The organism is Schaalia meyeri, assembly GCF_900105015.1.
Taxonomy (GTDB): domain Bacteria; phylum Actinomycetota; class Actinomycetes; order Actinomycetales; family Actinomycetaceae; genus Pauljensenia; species Pauljensenia meyeri.
This window is the reverse complement of record NZ_FNLK01000015.1, coordinates 164,581-183,701: the sequence shown is the minus strand read 5'-3', so window position 1 is coordinate 183,701 and position 19,121 is coordinate 164,581. Positions and strand designations below refer to the sequence as shown.

13 protein-coding genes and 3 pseudogenes are annotated in these 19,121 nt (G+C 60.7%); 10 read left to right on the top strand and 6 right to left on the bottom strand.

Translation table 11 applies throughout. The features are described from left to right. A partial coding sequence (locus BLT68_RS08930; protein WP_207512882.1) for a DeoR/GlpR family DNA-binding transcription regulator occupies window positions 1-586 on the bottom strand: 586 nt, incomplete at its 3' end. A 419-nt stretch (window positions 587-1,005) separates the two neighbouring features. Between BLT68_RS08930 and BLT68_RS08925 the strand changes: the two genes are divergently transcribed. After that, window positions 1,006-2,052, top strand: a complete 1,047-nt coding sequence (locus tag BLT68_RS08925; protein WP_009212863.1) for a substrate-binding domain-containing protein — start codon at window positions 1,006-1,008, stop codon at window positions 2,050-2,052. Window positions 2,053-2,142: 90 nt separating this feature from the next. Then, a pseudogene (locus BLT68_RS09490) lies at window positions 2,143-2,453 on the top strand (ATP-binding cassette domain-containing protein); the annotation flags it as partial. 48 nt (window positions 2,454-2,501) lie between these two features. On the opposite strand, the pseudogene BLT68_RS09045 reads toward BLT68_RS09490, so the two are convergent. Then, window positions 2,502-2,825, bottom strand: a pseudogene (locus BLT68_RS09045) (ATP-binding cassette domain-containing protein); the annotation flags it as partial. Between the two features lie 90 nt (window positions 2,826-2,915). Beyond that, window positions 2,916-3,962, bottom strand: coding sequence for a substrate-binding domain-containing protein (locus BLT68_RS08910; RefSeq protein WP_009212863.1), 1,047 nt, complete (start codon window positions 3,960-3,962; stop codon window positions 2,916-2,918). A 392-nt stretch (window positions 3,963-4,354) separates the two neighbouring features. Between BLT68_RS08910 and BLT68_RS08905 the strand changes: the two genes are divergently transcribed. The 4 genes from BLT68_RS08905 to BLT68_RS08890 all read left to right on the top strand — a co-directional run bounded on the left by BLT68_RS08905 (window position 4,355) and on the right by BLT68_RS08890 (window position 11,243). Beyond that, window positions 4,355-5,104 carry a DeoR/GlpR family DNA-binding transcription regulator gene (locus BLT68_RS08905; protein ID WP_074632353.1) on the top strand — a complete coding sequence of 250 codons (750 nt, stop codon included), beginning with the start codon at window positions 4,355-4,357 and terminating at the stop codon, window positions 5,102-5,104. A 250-nt stretch (window positions 5,105-5,354) separates the two neighbouring features. After that, window positions 5,355-6,926, top strand: a complete 1,572-nt coding sequence (locus BLT68_RS08900; RefSeq protein WP_074632355.1) for a class I SAM-dependent DNA methyltransferase — start codon at window positions 5,355-5,357, stop codon at window positions 6,924-6,926. Continuing rightward, the gene (locus BLT68_RS08895) at window positions 6,923-8,104 is read left to right on the top strand and encodes a restriction endonuclease subunit S (RefSeq protein WP_074632356.1); all 1,182 of its coding nucleotides are present in this window, start codon (window positions 6,923-6,925) and stop codon (window positions 8,102-8,104) included. Before BLT68_RS08900 ends, BLT68_RS08895 begins: the two co-directional genes overlap by 4 nt. Continuing rightward, window positions 8,097-11,243 (top strand): type I restriction endonuclease subunit R, encoded by a 3,147-nt coding sequence (locus tag BLT68_RS08890; RefSeq protein WP_074633738.1) that lies wholly within the window; start codon window positions 8,097-8,099, stop codon window positions 11,241-11,243. The genes BLT68_RS08895 and BLT68_RS08890 overlap by 8 nt, the downstream gene beginning before the upstream one ends. 94 nt (window positions 11,244-11,337) lie before the next feature. Here the strand turns inward: BLT68_RS08890 and BLT68_RS08885 are convergent, their stop codons facing one another. Together BLT68_RS08885 and BLT68_RS08880 are read right to left on the bottom strand one after the other, a co-directional pair. Beyond that, entirely contained in the window at window positions 11,338-12,225 is an 888-nt protein-coding gene (locus BLT68_RS08885; RefSeq protein WP_074633736.1) for a DNA adenine methylase, read from the bottom strand. A 3-nt stretch (window positions 12,226-12,228) separates the two neighbouring features. Further along, a complete protein-coding gene (locus tag BLT68_RS08880) occupies window positions 12,229-13,611 on the bottom strand; it encodes a ParB N-terminal domain-containing protein (protein ID WP_131800104.1) in 1,383 nt (460 codons plus the stop codon). Between the two features lie 472 nt (window positions 13,612-14,083). On the opposite strand from BLT68_RS08880, the gene BLT68_RS09280 reads away from it, so the two are divergent. The 4 genes and pseudogenes from BLT68_RS09280 to BLT68_RS08865 all read left to right on the top strand — a co-directional run bounded on the left by BLT68_RS09280 (window position 14,084) and on the right by BLT68_RS08865 (window position 17,295). Next, window positions 14,084-14,302: a hypothetical protein gene (locus tag BLT68_RS09280; RefSeq protein WP_165603255.1), complete on the top strand. Its 219-nt coding sequence runs from the start codon at window positions 14,084-14,086 to the stop codon at window positions 14,300-14,302. Between the two features lie 351 nt (window positions 14,303-14,653). Then, window positions 14,654-15,652 (top strand): DUF6318 family protein, encoded by a 999-nt coding sequence (locus BLT68_RS08875; RefSeq protein WP_074633733.1) that lies wholly within the window; start codon window positions 14,654-14,656, stop codon window positions 15,650-15,652. A gap of 262 nt (window positions 15,653-15,914) precedes the next feature. Further along, a pseudogene (locus tag BLT68_RS09555) lies at window positions 15,915-16,570 on the top strand (hypothetical protein). Between the two features lie 14 nt (window positions 16,571-16,584). Beyond that, window positions 16,585-17,295: a DUF6318 family protein gene (locus BLT68_RS08865; RefSeq protein ID WP_074633732.1), complete on the top strand. Its 711-nt coding sequence runs from the start codon at window positions 16,585-16,587 to the stop codon at window positions 17,293-17,295. Between the two features lie 76 nt (window positions 17,296-17,371). Here BLT68_RS08865 and BLT68_RS08860 read toward each other — a convergent pair whose 3' ends face one another. Beyond that, the gene (locus BLT68_RS08860; RefSeq protein WP_232618732.1) at window positions 17,372-18,799 is read right to left on the bottom strand and encodes an ATP-binding protein; all 1,428 of its coding nucleotides are present in this window, start codon (window positions 18,797-18,799) and stop codon (window positions 17,372-17,374) included. Window positions 18,800-19,121 lie beyond the last annotated feature (322 nt).

Below are 19,121 nucleotides of genomic sequence, written 5' to 3'. Positions count from 1 at the left end.
TGGTGGAGTCCGCGACGAAGTAGGCGGTCGACGCGATCGCGCGGACCTTCTGCTGCAGCTCGATCGAGTAGCCGGAGGAGGCGTAGATGCCGTCCTCCATCACCGAGTTTGCCCCAAACACGGCGGTGTTCACGCGGATGTGGTCCAGCTGGTCGATCGCGGTCGGCCCCCACATGTGCGTCCGGTTGGGCAGCAGCTCGCCCCCGACGAACACCAGGTTCAGCGATGGCTTCTTGAGGATCTCCAGGCCAACCAGCAGGTCGTGCGTCACCACGGTGACGCGGCGGGCGTTGAGGGCGCGCGCAACCTCCAGGCACGTCGACCCCGAGTCGAGGAAGACGGACTGCCCGTCCAGGATCCGCTCCGCCATCGCCGGCCCGATCGCGCGCTTCTCGGCTCGGTTGGGCGAATCGTGCAGGAACTCCTCGGTGTCCTCGTCCTGCGGGACGGGGATCGCGCCTCCGTGGGTGCGGCGCACGAGGCCCGCCTCGGCAAGGTGCTCCAGGTCCCTGCGGATGGTTGACACGTTGACCTCGAGGGCTTCCGCCAGGGAGGACACGGTCTCGAAGCCTGTCGCCTCAATCATGGAAACAATGGTGTCTTGCCGGGTCACGATGCTTCCTTCTGCTGGCTACGGACGGGGGACGGCGGCGGAATCAACGACGGATGCCTGCAACAGGGCATCGCGGACTCCGCCCTCTTGACACTGTAGCGAACTTTCGGAGCGAATGTGCGCGATACCGCGCAACGAGAGATCTCGCGAGTAATCGCAGTCTACGGGGAGTTATTCGCTCAGTATTTGCGTGTAACCGTGCAACCGAGCGGAGAGGACCGCGCGATGATGGCTGCTTCAGCGCATGAGACATGCGCGAAAGAGAGTTGTAAATGCGCGAAAGCGCGTGTACTGTTGGTGATTGCGACGCGGGTCACGCCATGTTGCGTGCGCCATCGCGGGAGATGGCGAACCCACAGCGTCGGCCAACGAGATCACGAGGAAGTGACGACATGAAGATCGGAAGACTGAGCGCGGCAGCGATGTCCATTGCGTCGATCCTGGCTCTGACGGCCTGCTCGACCGTCGGTGGGACGGCCGGGGAGAACCCCGGGAGCACCACCGGATCGGCCTCAGGCGATGCCAGCAAGACGATGGTCACCGTCGTCAAGGTCAAGGGAATCGCCTGGTTTGATCGAATGGACGTCGGAGTCAAGGAGTGGGGCGCCGCCAACGGCTACGACACGCGAACGGAAGGAGGAACGGACGTCTCCCCCGAGAAGCAGATCCAGATCATCCAGGATCTCATCGCGCAAAAGCCCGCGGCCATCACCGTCGTCCCCAACTCCCCCGAGGCCCTCTCCGCGGTCCTTGAGCAGGCCCGAGCCCAGGGCATCAAGGTGGTCTCCCACGAGGCGACCGGCATCAAGAACGTCGACGTCGACATCGAAGCCTTCGACAACGCCTCCTACGGGGTAGACATCATGAAGAGCATCGGCGAATGCACTGGCGGCACCGGCAAGTACGTGCAATTCGTCGGCGGCCTGACCGCCAAGACCCACATGGAATGGGTCGAGGCAGCCTACGACTACCAGCAGAAGAACTTCCCAGGCATGGAGCGAGTCGAAACGCCCATCGAGTCCACCGACAACGAGACCGCCGCCTACGAGAAGGCGAAGGAGGTGCTCGGCAAGTACCCCGACATCAAGGCCTTCCAGGGCTCCGCAGGTAACGACGTGCCCGGCATTGCACGCGCGATCGAAGAAGCCGGCCTCTCCGACCAGGTCTGCGTCATGGGAACCTCCATCCCCTCCGCCTCCGCCAAGTACCTCGCCACCGGATCGATCGACAAGATCTTCTTCTGGGATCCCGCCCTCGCCGGGAAGGCCCAGCTCCAGATCGCCAAGATCCTCGCTGACGGCGGAACCATCACCGAGGGCACGGACCTCGGCATCGAGGGCTACAACAACCTGCACAAGCTCGACGGCTACGACAACGTCTGGGTCGGCTCCGCCCAGATCGCCGCCGACGCCGAGCAAGCCAAGAAGTACAACTTCTAACGAGGCGGCCCCGGCCTCGGCGCGAGAAAGGCGAGGCCGGGGCTCGCGTCCCACGACAGCGCTGTCCACACGACACTCGAAGGAGAGCACATGCGCACCAATGTGGAACAAGCACCGCGCCCCAACGGACAAGGCTCGAGCGCGCACGAGAACCCCTTCCTAGAGGTTTCGTCATATTGTCAAAAACTTTGGCGGCGTCCGAGCCCTCGACAGTGTCGACCTGGCTGTGTGGCCCGGCGAGGTCCTGTGCCTGGCCGGAGAGAACGGCTGCGGGAAATCAACCCTCATCAAGGTAATTTCCGGCGTACACCGGCCAGACTCAGGAACCATCGCAATTGACGGCCAAGAAATCACGGCACTCACGCCGCTCAGTGCGATGAAAAGCAGGCATTCAGGTCATCATGATGTTCTCGGTCCACGGGTGAGGTTGGAGACCGGACGGAGGGGGAGGAGAAGTCCTGGTAGATGACCTGAATGCCTGCTTTCATCGCACTGAGCGGCGTGAGTGCCGTGATTTCTTGGCCGTCAATTGCGATGGTTCCTGAGTCTGGCCGGTGTACGCCGGAAATTACCTTGATGAGGGTTGATTTCCCGCAGCCGTTCTCTCCGGCCAGGCACAGGACCTCGCCGGGCCACACAGCCAGGTCGACACTGTCGAGGGCTCGGACGCCGCCAAAGTTTTTGACAATATGACGAACCTCTAGGAAGGGGTTCTCGTGCGCGCTCGAGCCTTGTCCGTTGGGGCGCGGTGCTTGTTCCACATTGGTGCGCATGTGCTCTCCTTCGAGTGTCGTGTGGACAGCGCTGTCGTGGGACGCGAGCCCCGGCCTCGCCTTTCTCGCGCCGAGGCCGGGGCCGCCTCGTTAGAAGTTGTACTTCTTGGCTTGCTCGGCGTCGGCGGCGATCTGGGCGGAGCCGACCCAGACGTTGTCGTAGCCGTCGAGCTTGTGCAGGTTGTTGTAGCCCTCGATGCCGAGGTCCGTGCCCTCGGTGATGGTTCCGCCGTCAGCGAGGATCTTGGCGATCTGGAGCTGGGCCTTCCCGGCGAGGGCGGGATCCCAGAAGAAGATCTTGTCGATCGATCCGGTGGCGAGGTACTTGGCGGAGGCGGAGGGGATGGAGGTTCCCATGACGCAGACCTGGTCGGAGAGGCCGGCTTCTTCGATCGCGCGTGCAATGCCGGGCACGTCGTTACCTGCGGAGCCCTGGAAGGCCTTGATGTCGGGGTACTTGCCGAGCACCTCCTTCGCCTTCTCGTAGGCGGCGGTCTCGTTGTCGGTGGACTCGATGGGCGTTTCGACTCGCTCCATGCCTGGGAAGTTCTTCTGCTGGTAGTCGTAGGCTGCCTCGACCCATTCCATGTGGGTCTTGGCGGTCAGGCCGCCGACGAATTGCACGTACTTGCCGGTGCCGCCAGTGCATTCGCCGATGCTCTTCATGATGTCTACCCCGTAGGAGGCGTTGTCGAAGGCTTCGATGTCGACGTCGACGTTCTTGATGCCGGTCGCCTCGTGGGAGACCACCTTGATGCCCTGGGCTCGGGCCTGCTCAAGGACCGCGGAGAGGGCCTCGGGGGAGTTGGGGACGACGGTGATGGCCGCGGGCTTTTGCGCGATGAGATCCTGGATGATCTGGATCTGCTTCTCGGGGGAGACGTCCGTTCCTCCTTCCGTTCGCGTGTCGTAGCCGTTGGCGGCGCCCCACTCCTTGACTCCGACGTCCATTCGATCAAACCAGGCGATTCCCTTGACCTTGACGACGGTGACCATCGTCTTGCTGGCATCGCCTGAGGCCGATCCGGTGGTGCTCCCGGGGTTCTCCCCGGCCGTCCCACCGACGGTCGAGCAGGCCGTCAGAGCCAGGATCGACGCAATGGACATCGCTGCCGCGCTCAGTCTTCCGATCTTCATGTCGTCACTTCCTCGTGATCTCGTTGGCCGACGCTGTGGGTTCGCCATCTCCCGCGATGGCGCACGCAACATGGCGTGACCCGCGTCGCAATCACCAACAGTACACGCGCTTTCGCGCATTTACAACTCTCTTTCGCGCATGTCTCATGCGCTGAAGCAGCCATCATCGCGCGGTCCTCTCCGCTCGGTTGCACGGTTACACGCAAATACTGAGCGAATAACTCCCCGTAGACTGCGATTACTCGCGAGATCTCTCGTTGCGCGGTATCGCGCACATTCGCTCCGAAAGTTCGCTACAGTGTCAAGAGGGCGGAGTCCGCGATGCCCTGTTGCAGGCATCCGTCGTTGATTCCGCCGCCGTCCCCCGTCCGTAGCCAGCAGAAGGAAGCATCGTGACCCGGCAAGACACCATTGTTTCCATGATTGAGGCGACAGGCTTCGAGACCGTGTCCTCCCTGGCGGAAGCCCTCGAGGTCAACGTGTCAACCATCCGCAGGGACCTGGAGCACCTTGCCGAGGCGGGCCTCGTGCGCCGCACCCACGGAGGCGCGATCCCCGTCCCGCAGGACGAGGACACCGAGGAGTTCCTGCACGATTCGCCCAACCGAGCCGAGAAGCGCGCGATCGGGCCGGCGATGGCGGAGCGGATCCTGGACGGGCAGTCCGTCTTCCTCGACTCGGGGTCGACGTGCCTGGAGGTTGCGCGCGCCCTCAACGCCCGCCGCGTCACCGTGGTGACGCACGACCTGCTGGTTGGCCTGGAGATCCTCAAGAAGCCATCGCTGAACCTGGTGTTCGTCGGGGGCGAGCTGCTGCCCAACCGGACGCACATGTGGGGGCCGACCGCGATCGACCAGCTGGACCACATCCGCGTGAACACCGCCGTGTTTGGGGCAAACTCGGTGATGGAGGACGGCATCTACGCCTCCTCCGGCTACTCGATCGAGCTGCAGCAGAAGGTCCGCGCGATCGCGTCGACCGCCTACTTCGTCGCGGACTCCACCAAGTTCGGCCGCAACGCCCTCTACAAGGTCCTCGGCATCGACGCCTTCACCGCGGGCATCACCGATTCCTACCTCTCCCCCATCTCGGCCGCCGCCTACCCGATCCCCCTCATCCGGGCCGAGGTGAGTCAGGGGTAGGTCAGAGCCCTTGGGACCGGGGGACCGAGTCCCAAGGTTCCTGTCGGCGGCGACATTCGCCGATCAAACTCCCACCAGATCCGTCAAGGTTCTGAGCGTAAGATCCTTTGTCGTGTCGATTGGGGCACCTCGGAAGACATCGGAGGAGATCTCCCCGCTAGAATCACACACCGACACCACAACTCCCTGCGAGCCCTCACGGTGATCGACAAGCCGTTGAAGCAAGCGGGAGATAGCTAAGGAAATCGCAATGCCGACAGACAAAAGAACGACGCCGAGTATTGAGCAAACTCTTTGGTCTACCGCTGAAACAATGCGGGCGAAGGGGAACCAGGAGGCCTCTGAATACAAGCACGTTGTGCTCGGGCTCGTGTTCCTCAAGTACGTCTCGGACAAATTCGCGGAGCGCCGGGAGGAGCTGCGCCGGGAGCTCGTTGAGGACGGCTTGGACGAAGCGCAGACCGGGTCGTTCCTGGAGGACAGGGACGAGTACTCTGGTCACAACGTCTTTTGGATTCCCGGCGGCGCGCGTTGGGATCAGCTCCAAGCAGCGGCGAAACTCCCCGGAATCGGCCAGCGAATCGACGGGGCCATGCGGTTGATTGAGCGGGCGAACCCATCACTCATGGGCGTGCTGCCGCGCAACTACGGACGCGAGGACCTCAAGGAGGAGATGCTCGGTGAACTCATCGACCTCATCGGCTCCATCGGATTCGGCGCTGACGACGATCACAATGCCGACGACATCCTCGGCAGAGTCTACGAGTATTTCCTCGGTATGTTCGCCGGCGCGGAGAAGGGCAAGGACGGCGGGGAATTTTACACGCCAAGGAGCGTCGTCAACCTCCTTGTGGAGATGCTCCAGCCTTTTTCAGGTCGCGTGTACGATCCATGCTGCGGCAGTGGTGGTATGTTCGTGCAATCCGCGAGGTTCGTTGAGGCGCACGGCGGAAATCGCGACGAACTGTCGATCTACGGCCAGGAGAAGGCTGCGTCCACGTGGAGACTGGCTAAGATGAACCTGGCGCTGAGAGGGATCGAGGCAGACCTCGGCCCTCGGGACGCTGAGACCTTCACCGAGGACCAGCACCCGGATCTGCGCGCGGACTTCATCATCGCCAACCCGCCCTTCAACCTCAAGGGCTACTGGTCCGCCACACTCCAGGACGACCCGCGTTGGGTGTATGACACTCCGAACGACTCTAACGCGAACTACGCGTGGATTCAGCATTTCCTCTACCACTTGAGCCCTTCTGGTAGCGCGGGCTTCGTCATGGCGAACGGGGCGCTCTCCTCCAAAGCAAAGACTGACGGCATCATCCGCCGAGCTATGGTCGAGGCGGACGTGGTGGACTGCATCGTGGCACTGCCCGACAAACTCTTCTTCAACACCGGCATCCCGGCCTGCCTGTGGTTCCTTTCCAAGAACCGTCATGGCGACGGGCACCGCGACCGGCACGGCGAGGTATTGTTCATCGACGCGCGCAACACGGGTGAGATGATCACTCGCGCCCACCGTCAGCTCACTGCTGATGACATCGAGCGAATCTCCAGTGTGTACAATACGTGGCGCTCCCGGACTGAGTACAATGACTACGAGAATGTGCCCGGATTCTGCAAAGCAGCCACTATCCAGGAAATCACCGACAACGACTTCATCCTCACCCCCGGCCGGTACGTCGGACTCGACGACTCCATCGACCCCGATGCTGAGCCGATTGAGAAGAGAATAACACGTCTGACAAACGAACTTCTCAATGCGTTCGAGATAGATCACCTCCTTGAAGAACAAATTCACGTCTCCCTCAAGGAGTGGCAGTGAGGTTTGGTGAAATCGCAGAACTACGTCGGCAACTTGTTCGACCCGACAAATTTAAAGAATACTGCAAATACCTTGGGTACGACAGCATCGCTCCTGGCTCTCTCCATATTACACAGTGGGACACGCCGAAAGCAGTTTCCAGTGCGAAGTTAGCTTTTTTCCCTAACGACACCATCTACGGCCGTTTACGTCCATACTTTCGTAAGGTAGTATGGACAGGGTCAAGCTACGGCATTTGTTCTTCAGACTTCTGGGTGTTTCAACCGAAAAACGGCACTGATCCTCGTTTTCTGTTTTACGTAGCGGCACTTCCTGAGTTTACCAACCTCGCTTCGGCTTCTGCGACGGGCACAAGGATGCCTCGCGCAAACTGGGACACAATTTCCGAGTACGAAATTGCAGACTTCACGTACGAGCAGCAAATGGCAATAGGTGACCTTCTGGGGAGACTTGATGACAAGATCGACTTCAACCATCGCCGACGAGTTCTCTGCCGTAAACTAGGGCTCGCTATTACGGACTATTTAATACGCAATACGTCATGTGTGCCGCTTAGTTACTATGCGGAGTCTATTTCGCGGGGAGTTACTCCAAAATACTACAAGGGTCATAATGCAACGCCTATCTGCGTTTTGAATCAAAGATGCATTCGAGATGGATGGGTGTCGCTCAGCTCAGCACGCCTGATGCTACCTCGCAGGCGCGAGAAGAAATCCGCTATAGCAGAATTTGATGATTTACTTGTCAATTCAACGGGCCAGGGGACCCTCGGCAGAGTCGGTCGTTGGAGTTATCGGGAACCCGTCTACGTCGACGGCCACGTGACAGTCGTAAAGGCTGACCGGCAGCGCATTTCACCGGTTCTTCTTCCGTACCTTGTTTTTCCGCTCCAGTCAGAGATTGAACAAATGGCTGAGGGTTCCACGGGACAGACAGAACTTTCCCCGTCAAGTCTTGGATCACTACAGGTTCCTTTGCTTACTCTCGAAGAGCAGAAGACCGTCGTCGAACAGCTTTCAACACTTGAAGAAATGGCACATCATTGTTCCATCGAAACCAGGATGCTTGCTGAGCTCCGCGATACACTGTTGCCGGAGCTGATGAGCGGGCGGATGCGAGTCGACGAGGCTGGTCGGCTCGTCGCGGACGCGTTTGGAAAGGAGTCAGTTGATGACTAGTTCCGTCTACCGGTTTGATGAATCGACAGTCGAACAGGCCGCGAAGGAGTGGCTTGCCGAGATCGGTTACCGCACCGGATACGCGCCTGTTGACGCCCCCGTGGGCCAGGCGCGCGAGACTCCCGGGGACTGCGTTCTGTGGTCGTACGTGGCTGAAGCACTTGTCCGACTCAACCCTAGGGCGTCGAATGATCTGGTGCGCTCCGCGCTCGCGCGCATTCAGCGTGCCGAGTCCCAGGACGTGATGAGTGAGAACCAGCGGCTTCATGAGCTCATGGTGGCGGGCGTGCCCGTCGAAACCACCGGCGAGGATGGTCGACCCACCACAGTACGGCTGCGCCTCGTTGACTTCAACGATCCGGCGAACAATGACTGGCGCGCACTCAACCAGTTCACAGTCGTCGAGGGGGGCCACAACCGTCGCCCCGACGTGCTGGTGTTTCTCAATGGCCTGCCCGTCGGCCTCATGGAGCTGAAGAATCCCACGGACGAAAAGGCAACTCTGCGCAATGCCTGGAACCAGATTCAGACATACCGCAAGCAGATTCCCTCGGTCTTCTTCCCCAACGTCATCACCGTCATTTCCGACGGCACATCTGCGGCGATGAGTTCCTTCACCGGAGGCTTCGAGCACTACGCTCCGTGGAAGACCATGGACGGACACGACATCGTCACAGACCCTCCAGCACTCGAAGTACTCATCAAGGGTGTGTTCACCCCCGCACGGTTTCTCGACATTCTGCGGAACTTCGTCGTCTACTCGGACGAGCCCGTCACCGACGCGGCCACTGGTCAACGCCGCCGCATGATCATCAAGCGCATTGCGAAGTACCACCAGTACTGGGCGGTCAACGCTGCCGTTGAGTCCACAGTCAGGGCAGCCGGTCCAAACGGGGACAAGCGCGGTGGCGTGGTGTGGCACACCCAGGGATCCGGCAAGAGCTTCGAAATGGTGTTCTACGCGGCCAAACTCATGCGGGACCAGCGCATGTCCAACCCAACACTGGTGTTCATCACCGACCGGAACGACCTTGATGACCAGCTTTTCGGCGAGGTGTTCTCCCCTGCTCAGATCCTTCCCGAGACCCCGGTCCAGGCCACGGGGCGAGACAACCTGCGTCAGCTGCTCACCCGCGCATCGGGCGGCATCATCTTCACCACACTGCAGAAGTTCGCTCCCGGCCAGGACGGGGACATGAACCCGGTGCTCACCGATAGGCGCAACGTTGTTGTGGTGGCCGACGAAGCGCACCGATCCCAATACGGCTTCGAGGAGACCCTCGACAGCCAAGGCCGTCTCAAAGCGGGGCTCGCCAAGCACCTTCGTAACGCACTCCCCGGCGCGACGTTCCTCGGCTTCACCGGAACGCCCATCGAGTCGAACGATCGCTCCACCCGTGCTGTGTTCGGCGACTACGTCGACATCTACGACCTCACTCGCGCCGTGGAAGACGGCGCAACCGTCAAGATTTTCTACGAGTCCCGCCTGGCCAAGATCAATTTGGACGAGGAGCAGCTCGGCCAGTTGGACACCATTGTTGATGACAGTAGCGAGGCAAGCAGCACGGGTGAGGCCGAACAGGCCAAGACCAAGTGGTCGCGCCTGGAGGCTCTGGTCGGGGCGGACTCCCGGCTGGATGCAGTTGCTGCTGACATCGTGGCGCACTGGGAGAAGCGCCGCGCCTCCATGGCTGGCAAGGGGATGATCGTGACCATGAGCCGCCGTATTGCCGTTGCCCTGTACAACAAGATCACAGCACTGCGGCCCCAGTGGCACTCCGACGACATCAACAAGGGCCGCATCAAAGTCGTTATGACCGGCTCGGCGGCCGACCCAGAAGAGTTCCAGGTGCACATCCACTCCAAGGACGAGCGCCGCGATCTGAAGCTGCGCGCCAAGAACCCCGATGACGAACTCGAGCTCGTCATCGTGCGCGACATGTGGCTCACGGGATTCGACGCCCCATCCATGCACACCATGTACGTGGACAAGCCCATGCAAGGGGCCGGCCTCATGCAGGCAATCGCCCGGGTCAACCGCCGTTTCAAGGACAAGCCCGGCGGACTCATCGTCGACTACATTGGGCTGTTCACCTCCCTGCAGCGAGCGCTCAGCGTCTACTCGCCGTCCGACCGGGAGCAGGCCGGTGTGCCAATTGAACAACTCGTTGACGTCATGCTTGAGAAACACGATATCGTCCGAGGGATGCTGCATGGTGTCACCTACGACTCCTCAACGGAACTGTCGGCGAAGGAGCGCCTAGCCCAGTATGCCGCCGTACTGGACCACGTGCTCTCAGACCCGGATCTGACCAAGCGCTACAGCGACCAGGTGCTCGCACTCGCAAAAGCCTACGCTCTGACTGCCTCGCGTCCCGAATCACAAACCATTCGGGATGATGTACGCCTGTTCACCGACGTTCGGGCGGCAGCACTCAAGATCCTCAATCCTGATGCCGGTCAGTCCCAACGAGGCGGCAGCAACCTCGACTCAGTACTGGGCCAGATGGTCAATGACGCTGTCACCGCAGACCAGGTCGTCGACGTTTTCCAATTCGTGGGTATGAAGTCTCCAGAACTTTCGCTGCTATCAGACGAGTTCTTGGACTCCATCGCCCACTCGAACCAGCCGAATCTTCAGCTGGGGCTCCTGCGTAGGCTGCTCGACGACCAGATTCGCACGCTTCAACGCAAGAACCTGGTGCAAGGCCGGAAGTTCTCCCAGATGCTCGCCGAGGCATTGAGCCGTTACACGAACAGATCACTGACAACGGCGGAGATCATCGCCGAGTTGGTGAAGCTTGCCAAGGAGATGCGCCAGGACCAGCAACGATCGCGTGAGCTGAGCTTGAACGAGGCAGAGATCGCTCTATATGACGCGATTATCCAGAACGACTCTGCAATCCTCGAGCTCGGTGACGAAACGTTGAAGACCATCGCACGCGAACTGGTCACCACCATCCAGAAGTCTGCAACCATCGATTGGACATTCAAGGAATCCGTCCGCGCCCGCATGCGATCGCGCATCAAACGCTTGCTGGCCAGGTACAAGTACCCGCCCGACAAGCAGGAAGAAGCCGTGCGGCTCGTGATTGAACAGGCCGAACACCTGGCAACGGGAGACGCGGCGCGGAGCTGAAGTTCCTGCGCGCCGCACCCCGGGTGCCGACCACGCGGATCACAAGCACCCGGGGACCAGCGAATCCGGCTGGCTGTGGTGCCCATGTCTCCTCCTAGTGGCGCGACCTCTCAATCCAAGTTGGACTGACTCCAGGGGTAATCTCTACATCTGTGGGAACTGTGAGGGTTGGGCCATAGACAATGGTCTCCTTGCCGACATGCTGGATAGCAGCTGTATGCGCAATATCAAAGCGGGCGCAGCGGGCGGCATCGTAGAGGTTGTCCCAGACAATCCTTTGATCGTCGTAGGTCAACAACCATGGGTACTTCGCAGCCTGTAGTTTTTCGGCTAGAGCCTTATGGTCGTCGCCATTGAAGGCGTGGAGATAGAGCCTTCCTCCTTGCTCGACGTAGGGCGGGTCCGCATAGACGAGGACGTCCGTGGCGTGGGCTTCCATTGTGGTGAGGAAGTCGAGGCCGTCGAGCTGGGTGACGTGGATGCGGTCGCCCAGGGCGGCAACGTGTTTGACCCTCTCGATAAGCGCCGACTTGTTGTAGCGGGCATCAATCTTCCATTTGCCGACCTGTTCGAACCCGCCGATGGGGCCCGCGTCGAGGATGCCGGAGCGGTTGGTGCGGTTGAGGTAAAAAGTGGCGAAGCCGAGGGCGAGGTCGTCTCCCTTACCGGCCTGGTAGATGGCTCTCTGGTGGTTCCACTGCTCAACGGTGACGAGGGTGTTGTTGATGAGCTGACAGAACGCGTTGGCGCCGTCGGGGGCGGTGATGGTGCGCCAGAACGCGGCAACGCCAACATTGATATCGTTGATGTGGATGTGGTCAACGGCGCCGTCGGTCAAGAGTCGTAGGGCGGCGCCGGCACCTCCTGCGTAGGGCTCGGCGTAGTGGGTCGGGGCGGGGATCTGGGCGCGGATCAAGCGGGCGAAGAAGGGGGCCAGGCGGGCTTTGCCACCAGGGTAGCGCAGGGGGGACAGATACCTCACGGATCAAGCCTGCCCGTTTTTCTTGCTCGTGGCCACCGCACTAGCGGGCGGCTTGGCGAGGTCGGTGTTGATGGCGTTGAGCAGGGGCGTGAACAGGGCGTTTGCTCGTTTGGCTATCTCGGTCGCGGCCGTGAACTGGTAAGAGTGCACACAGTTGTGGAGGTCGCGGACGAAGTGTCCGTCAGCGGTGTCGGTGCGTACTGCCGCCCAGGTTCCAGCTAGCTCTAGGCGGGTGGGGTTCTTGGAGTCCAGGAGAGGGTCGAGGTGACGCAAGACAGCGGCAAGTTTGTCAGTGAGCTGCTTGCCTTTCGGCCTGAGCTTCTGGTGGTCGATGAGTGCATCGGCGGCGAGCTCGACCACGACGCGCGCCGTGACTGACGCAATCTCAGGATGCTTACTGATCTCTAGCTCGCCGCACTCCTTTATCAGCTTCCGGAGTCGGTCGGGCATGCGGGTGCACCGTACGCCATTGTAGAGGTGGGTCTCGCTCTTGCGGGGCTTGGGATGGCGGGATCGGGAGTCGTTTTTCGGGTGAGGATCCGGATCCTCGCCCGGATCCCTTTTCGCAGCATCATTATCTGGAGTGGAAGAGTCTGGTGTCGGCGCGGCATCTGCCGTGTCCCCCGAAGGTTTGGCTGTATCAATGTCTATTGCGGGAGTGACGTCGGCCTCTCCAACGGTTTCCGTCCACACCTTCTCAATTATCTCCTTGGCGACATCTCTGCTGTTGAGAGTGCGGGAGGAAATGACGAGAATGTCGGCAGCGCCGGGCGCTTTGGGATCCTTAGGTTGAGGTGTAAGCATCCCGGTGATGAGTTCATGGATGAACGGCTTGATCTTCTCGGTGTCGACGTTGACGTTGATCTGGCCGGGCTGGGTGAAGCTGGCGCCGAGGAGCTCTTTGACCTTCCAGGTGTAGACGCGGTCCATGAGGGTGTACTGCTCGCGTCGGGCCTGGTCGATGAGGTCGACCAGTGGGCGGTCGTGCTGGTAGGTCTCCTCCAGCCAGTACCAGAACTCCTTCCACTCCACAGGAGCGCTGCCGCTGTTGACCTGGTCGAGGTAGACCATCTCTGGGCCCCAAGCGGCGGTGCCTTCACCGCTGCCTGCGCCATGGTGCTTGAGGTGGATCCAGTAGCGGGCGTCGGCGCGGTGCTCGAACTCTACGCAGCTGGGGTTCAGATAGGAGCTAGTGGTGCGGACTCCTCGTTTGATGCGCTCGAAGGTTGCAACTGTCTGCGGGTCGGGGGCCTTGCTGGGGTTGTCGAGGAGACGGCAGGCGACGAGGCGTCGGTTGCCTTCGAGGACAACGTACTTGCCCTCTTCTTGGACGATTGCCCAAGACTCGGTGGGATTAAGACCGTGTTCGGCGATACTTTTCGCCAAGGCAACGATCTTTGGCCCGAATTCCCTCAGTAGCCGACTCGTGGCCTCTGCCTCGTTCTTTACTGCGGGACGGCCCAGGCGAGGATTTCGCAGGTCGAGATGGAGGCGTTTGATGGAGCGATTCTTGTGCCCTTTAGGAACCATGTCTCAAGCCCTCTCAAACTCAAACGTTATTAATCTTAGGGTTGCGGCCTTCGGCCGGATGGTGAGCGTCAAGGTCCGCATCCTGCTTGAGGAAGCCGCCACTGTAGCACTATAATGCATGGTTGTTCGTCGAGGCGCGACAAACTTCGCGTGGCTCATACTTCTGGCACACCGCTCATTTGTTCATTCTGAGGTGAACTTGCAGCGTGACAGCGTCCGCGTCACGGCGACGCTACCACCCACAAGAGGAGGGTGCCGACCGAGGCACTAGGCCTCTTCGTTCCCAGGACGTATGGCACTGCACATAGAATACTCGGACGCCACTACCATGAATCAGCAGCTGATGACCGACCGTGTGGATCGCTCACCCCAAATCAAAACCATTATTGGACCAATGCGCGCCTCATCGATACATCAGATCATCGGGCCGCAAAAAAGTCGGCTCTCCTGGCGCATCAGCGGCGAGGCAACCACCACCGCATCGATTCCTGCGCTCATTGGACTACTCACTGCGATAATCGCGAGAACACCCGATGATGCCCTATAGCAAGAGGCAGCAAGCTTAACTGGCATAACACAGTCTTTCCTTTCGTATAGGTCGTTGTCACCATCGACAGCCCCTGGCTGTCAAGCAGAGAGTAAGGCGGCCCATCTACATCTGCGTACGCGCGTCACACCAAATTCCTTGTACCCGCTGCTCAGCGACAAGGCAGCCGCGATCGGGGTGAGGACCTCCACCTCGACGCACATACGCGCAGACGTGTTGCGAATAGTTGCATGACGGTTACAGTGTATTCTTATTGTTTCGTGTCGGTTCTTGGCGTATGGTGGTGTGTAAGGGCGCGGTCCCGGTGGTGGGGGAGCGTTGGAGGAGACCTCAGTGTGGAGGGCACACGCCATGGAGATACCACCCCTGTCCGAGCGACCCGTGAGCCAGGAGGAGGAAGAGGCCTTCCTGCGCTCCATTCAACCCCGACGAGGCCTCTTCGGTCGGCGTTTCATCGGCCCGAGGAGATGGCGGCCGGACTGGGCCTGGGTCCCGCGTGTGCGCGGCGGTGGGCGCAGCAGCGGGACAAGCCAGTCCGGCGAGGGGGACGCCACCTTCGACAGCGGCAGTCAGAGTGGGGGTGCCGCCTTCGGCGGTGGGGGCCCGGGTGGGGGCGTGGCCTGGCTGCGTGCTGATCCGGTGGACTGGGGTATCCGCATCGCCGTCGTCTTGTTGATCGTCGCGGGCTGCTACGCCGTCTACATCAACGGTGTCGCCGAGGGCTGGTGGCGCGCCTGGGGCGAGAACCCCACCGCTATTCCCACGCGGTCCGCCATGTCGGGCCGGGCCCCCACGCCCACGCCGACGCCGAGCGCGTCGGGTGAGGCGGCGATGCCGGGCGGCTACCAGATCGGCCCCGACGGCGTCCTGGTACGCCCCGCCGAACACGCCGCCTCCACCTACACCCTGCCCGAACTCCCCCAGGCCGCCACAGAAAACACCGAACGAGGAGCAGAAGCCGCAGCCGAACACTACCTCGCCCTCCTGGTCTACGCATGGAACACAGGAAACACCACACCGTTCATGGATATGTCAGATAGCGGAGACGATTTCCACCAGAAGCTGGCTTCCAAGATACGAGACACATACTCAAGTGGATGGACATACGATAACCGTTCAACGATTGATCGTATTCTCCGCGTCGACCCTGTCGACGCCACTGATACTGACGTGCCGCCCAATACGATTTCTGTCACTTTCCTTACCACTTCATCTGACGGCACGACCTGCCGGGGGCAGAAGATCACGACCAGTGGTTCGGACTATCAAACGGTTGTCGCATTACTTATGACGTGGCGGGACAACAGGTGGATCGTAACTGAAGGAACCGCGGTGAAGCCCGATGCCTAGAATAAAGCCCTCAATCGCAGTTGTTTCGACGTTGCAGGTTGTTAGCCTTCTCGTGGGGCTTGCTACGCCAGGCGCCGTCGCCGATGATGGGATTCCTTTGGATTCTCCGCACTTTCAAGTCGACGGTGACGGCTCCACGGTTAAGTCGGTAGCCTCTGCGGCGGCACAGGAAGCAGCTAACCAGGAGTCCTCTAGCGGCTAGACGGCGTCAGACGATAGAAGTCGGACGACGGCGGATGCCAGCGCTTCGCCTGAGGCGCAGGTGTATGCGGCGGATGACAAGTGTGATGGGAAGACGATGCACACGGTCACGTTGCCCGATGGGACAGAGTCGGCGCCTTTCGCGTGCGCGCACATCACTCGGAGTGGGACGCCCGAGTCTGCAGGAGCAGTGCCTACGACACGGGAGATCCTCTACTATGCGGCTGCCACGATCCACGCTGATGGGGCGGGTTTGCGTAAGCGTCCCGATGGGGTGTCCTACACGAACCGGCGTATCCCCACCCTCGTCACCCTACCCAAACCCACACAGTCACCCTGCTGGGCCGCGATGTCACCGTGACCCTCACCGCTCAGGAGTACACGTGGGACTGGGGAGACGACACACCCAACACGGTGACGTCTTCGCCGGGGGCGGCGTGGGTGAGGGGCATGGACCCCAATACCGACCCGACCCTGATACGCCACTACTACACCGCACCGGGCGGGTGGAAGTCCTTCCTCGACGGCCCCTACCCTCGGGCCACACGCACCATCACCCTGACCACAACATGGAGCGGCACGGCCACCAACCCCTTCACCGGAGAAACCCAAACCATCAACGGCCTCGTCACCACCACCGAAACAACCGACCCCTTCCGCCTCGACCACCTCATCATCAACAACACCGACACCTCAGAAGAAAAACAAGGCCACTGAGAGAGGGATAGCCGATGACCACCCAACAAACACGCCTCACCAGCCTCACTCCGTGGATCGTTGGCACCGTCGCAACGGCCATCGTCGCGGTCGGCTCTGTCCTCGGATTCCGCCTGTTCACAGGACACACGCCAGCAAACGCCGAAGCCGCCGCATCCTCGCAGTCGGCCCAGTCCGATGCCTATACCCAATCCGACAACGCTCCCCAGTCCGCCACCCCCACACCCGTCAGCATCCCCAAGCCCACTCCCCCACCCAACCTCTACGCGGGCGGAAAGGAAGGCGTAGAAGCAACCGCGCAGCGATTCCTCGACCTGTGGGCATACGCATTCAACACCGGCGACACGGAAGAACTCATGCAGCTATGCCAAGACGGCGATTTCTGCGACCGTTTCGCGGAAGACATGCAAGTATTTCACGAACACGAAGTAGTCATCAAACCACTTGAATACACATACCTCGCGACCGATGAGGTATACCCCTGCTACAAACGCTCCGACAACACCGTCGGCATCTGCATCTTTCTGTCAATGTCAGAGAAGCATGCGATAAGCCTACCAGCACGTTCAGGTGAGAGCCCACACGAATACTCGACTGTACGTTCCAAAGAGAGTGACGGAACACAAGAGGAAGAAAACTTGACACTTGGCCTCTTCTTGTCGGAACAAGACGACCATTCCTTCATCATTGTGGGAATCGTGTTGAGAAAGCCAGACAACGCCTAAAGCCAACGAGCCACGCCACCCACAACCGCCAGCGGCCGCCAGGCTCTCCGAAAAGACGGACTACCCCGCGCAACAGCTATTCCCCAGCAAGCTCGTAGCGCACCCAGCGACGCTGACCCGTGGAGATTGCCAGGCCTCGCGACACGAGATCACGCAAATCTGAGCGCGCTTCCTCAGCAGTCACACCAAAGTGCTCCCTATATTCTCCATTGCTCCACGTGCGCCCGTGGCGCATCTCGACCAGCGCCTCCTTCTGGCGCCGATTCAGCTCAACCGCCACGTCCCGTCCAAGCCCGCCGAGCCACGCCAGGTCACCGTCAGGAATCAGCGCCGAATTCGGGAAACGGACCGTAAACGACACCCCATTATCGTAGAAACGTGGCTCCGCCATCCCAGCCTCGCGCAACGACCGGCGAACCTCCCTGATCCCGGTACCCATCGCCTCGATCACCCGCCCGCTGCGACCATGCACATTCCTGCAGATCCCGTAGAGTCGTTCATTCACCGCGGGGTGGTCACCACAACCCAGTCGGTCAACCGTGATTCCCCACAGGCCACCGGGATTCGTCAAACGAAACCCATCTCGGGTGATCCTCAGATCAATACCTTTTCCCCGCGACGCCTCGGAAAGATCACGGTGAACCAGCGCGTTCGCGCTGACCTCGCGGGCGGCCAGCAGCGGCACCGCATACTCCGTCAGACCATCTCCGTCACGAGTGACAAGCTGCCTCGACTCCACGTTCCCTCTGACCCACTCCAAGACATCGTCCAGTATGACCGGCAACGCGCCCGTAAAATCACGCCGATTCACCGCCCTCACATCCCCACTCCCCTCAACCGCTGCCGTGAGTGTCAGGTGCGGGAGAAGACGCTGCGGATACTCGCCCAGCGCATACAGACCGGCAACCGACAACTCTCCGCTCTGGCGATCCGCAACAACGCCCGTGTTGTAAAGAACCTCCTCGTCGCTATAGTCGGCGAGACGCGACGTAGTTTCACGAGCGGATGCCAAGTACTGGGACACCAGGGTCTGGTCGAGATCGCGGGGCGAACTGCCACGCACCGGGTCCGCGTCTGCAGTTGGTCGACGATGGCGCAGCAGGAGCATCTGCTCCTCCGATACCGCCATCTGATAGTCCCCGTCGTACTGGCGTAGATACGCTTTCTTATCCTTCAACCAGCGCACGGGCTTCTCGTTCACATTAGCGCCCTCAACGTTAACGACCCCGATCGCTTTGCCGTCCAGATCAAAGGCACGCACATCTACCCTGATCGGCGCGCTGAAACCATTCCTCGCCTGGTTAGCCGCTCTCTTCAACAGGCCATCAACGTCATCGACGCCGACGACGTTGATCCCATCCCGCTCCGACACGCCCAGCAGGATCACGCCTCCGCCCGGCTTGTTCGCGAACGAGCCCAACGTCGGCCCCAGCTGCTCCGGCGTGTATTCCGAAAAGGTCTTCGCTTCGATCGACGTGGTATCGCCACCGCGCAGCTCAAGCACAGCCAGGGCGCCCAGCAGGTCATCAAGATCGTTGATAATAGAACTCGGTTTCTATCTCATAGACCCCGGTTTCTATCTCATAGACCCCGGTTTCTATCTCATAGACCCCGGTTTCTATCTCATAGAACCCCACTTGTATCTCATAGAACTCTTCATCAACCCCATAGAAGCTCATAGAAGAGGCAGACAACATCATGGGAAGACGCCGGGAAGCGCAGGGCCGGAGCCGACGCGCACGCCACGGGACACCGCCACCCCCACGTCCACCGCACGAGTGTTTCACGTGAAACACTCGCCGACGATCGGCGATACCGGCAGGGAA

Bases quoted from the DNA above. Each gene is read 5' to 3' on its own strand.
- BLT68_RS08890 (WP_074633738.1), top strand. From the start codon at position 8,097: ATGACTAGTTCCGTCTACCGGTTTGATGAATCGACAGTCGAACAGGCC.
- BLT68_RS08865 (WP_074633732.1), top strand. From the start codon at position 16,585: ATGACCACCCAACAAACACGCCTCACCAGCCTCACTCCGTGGATCGTT.
- BLT68_RS08910 (WP_009212863.1), bottom strand. From the start codon at position 3,962: ATGAAGATCGGAAGACTGAGCGCGGCAGCGATGTCCATTGCGTCGATC.
- BLT68_RS09280 (WP_165603255.1), top strand. From the start codon at position 14,084: ATGAATCAGCAGCTGATGACCGACCGTGTGGATCGCTCACCCCAAATC.
- BLT68_RS08875 (WP_074633733.1), top strand. From the start codon at position 14,654: ATGGAGATACCACCCCTGTCCGAGCGACCCGTGAGCCAGGAGGAGGAA.
- BLT68_RS08925 (WP_009212863.1), top strand. From the start codon at position 1,006: ATGAAGATCGGAAGACTGAGCGCGGCAGCGATGTCCATTGCGTCGATC.
- BLT68_RS08900 (WP_074632355.1), top strand. From the start codon at position 5,355: ATGCCGACAGACAAAAGAACGACGCCGAGTATTGAGCAAACTCTTTGG.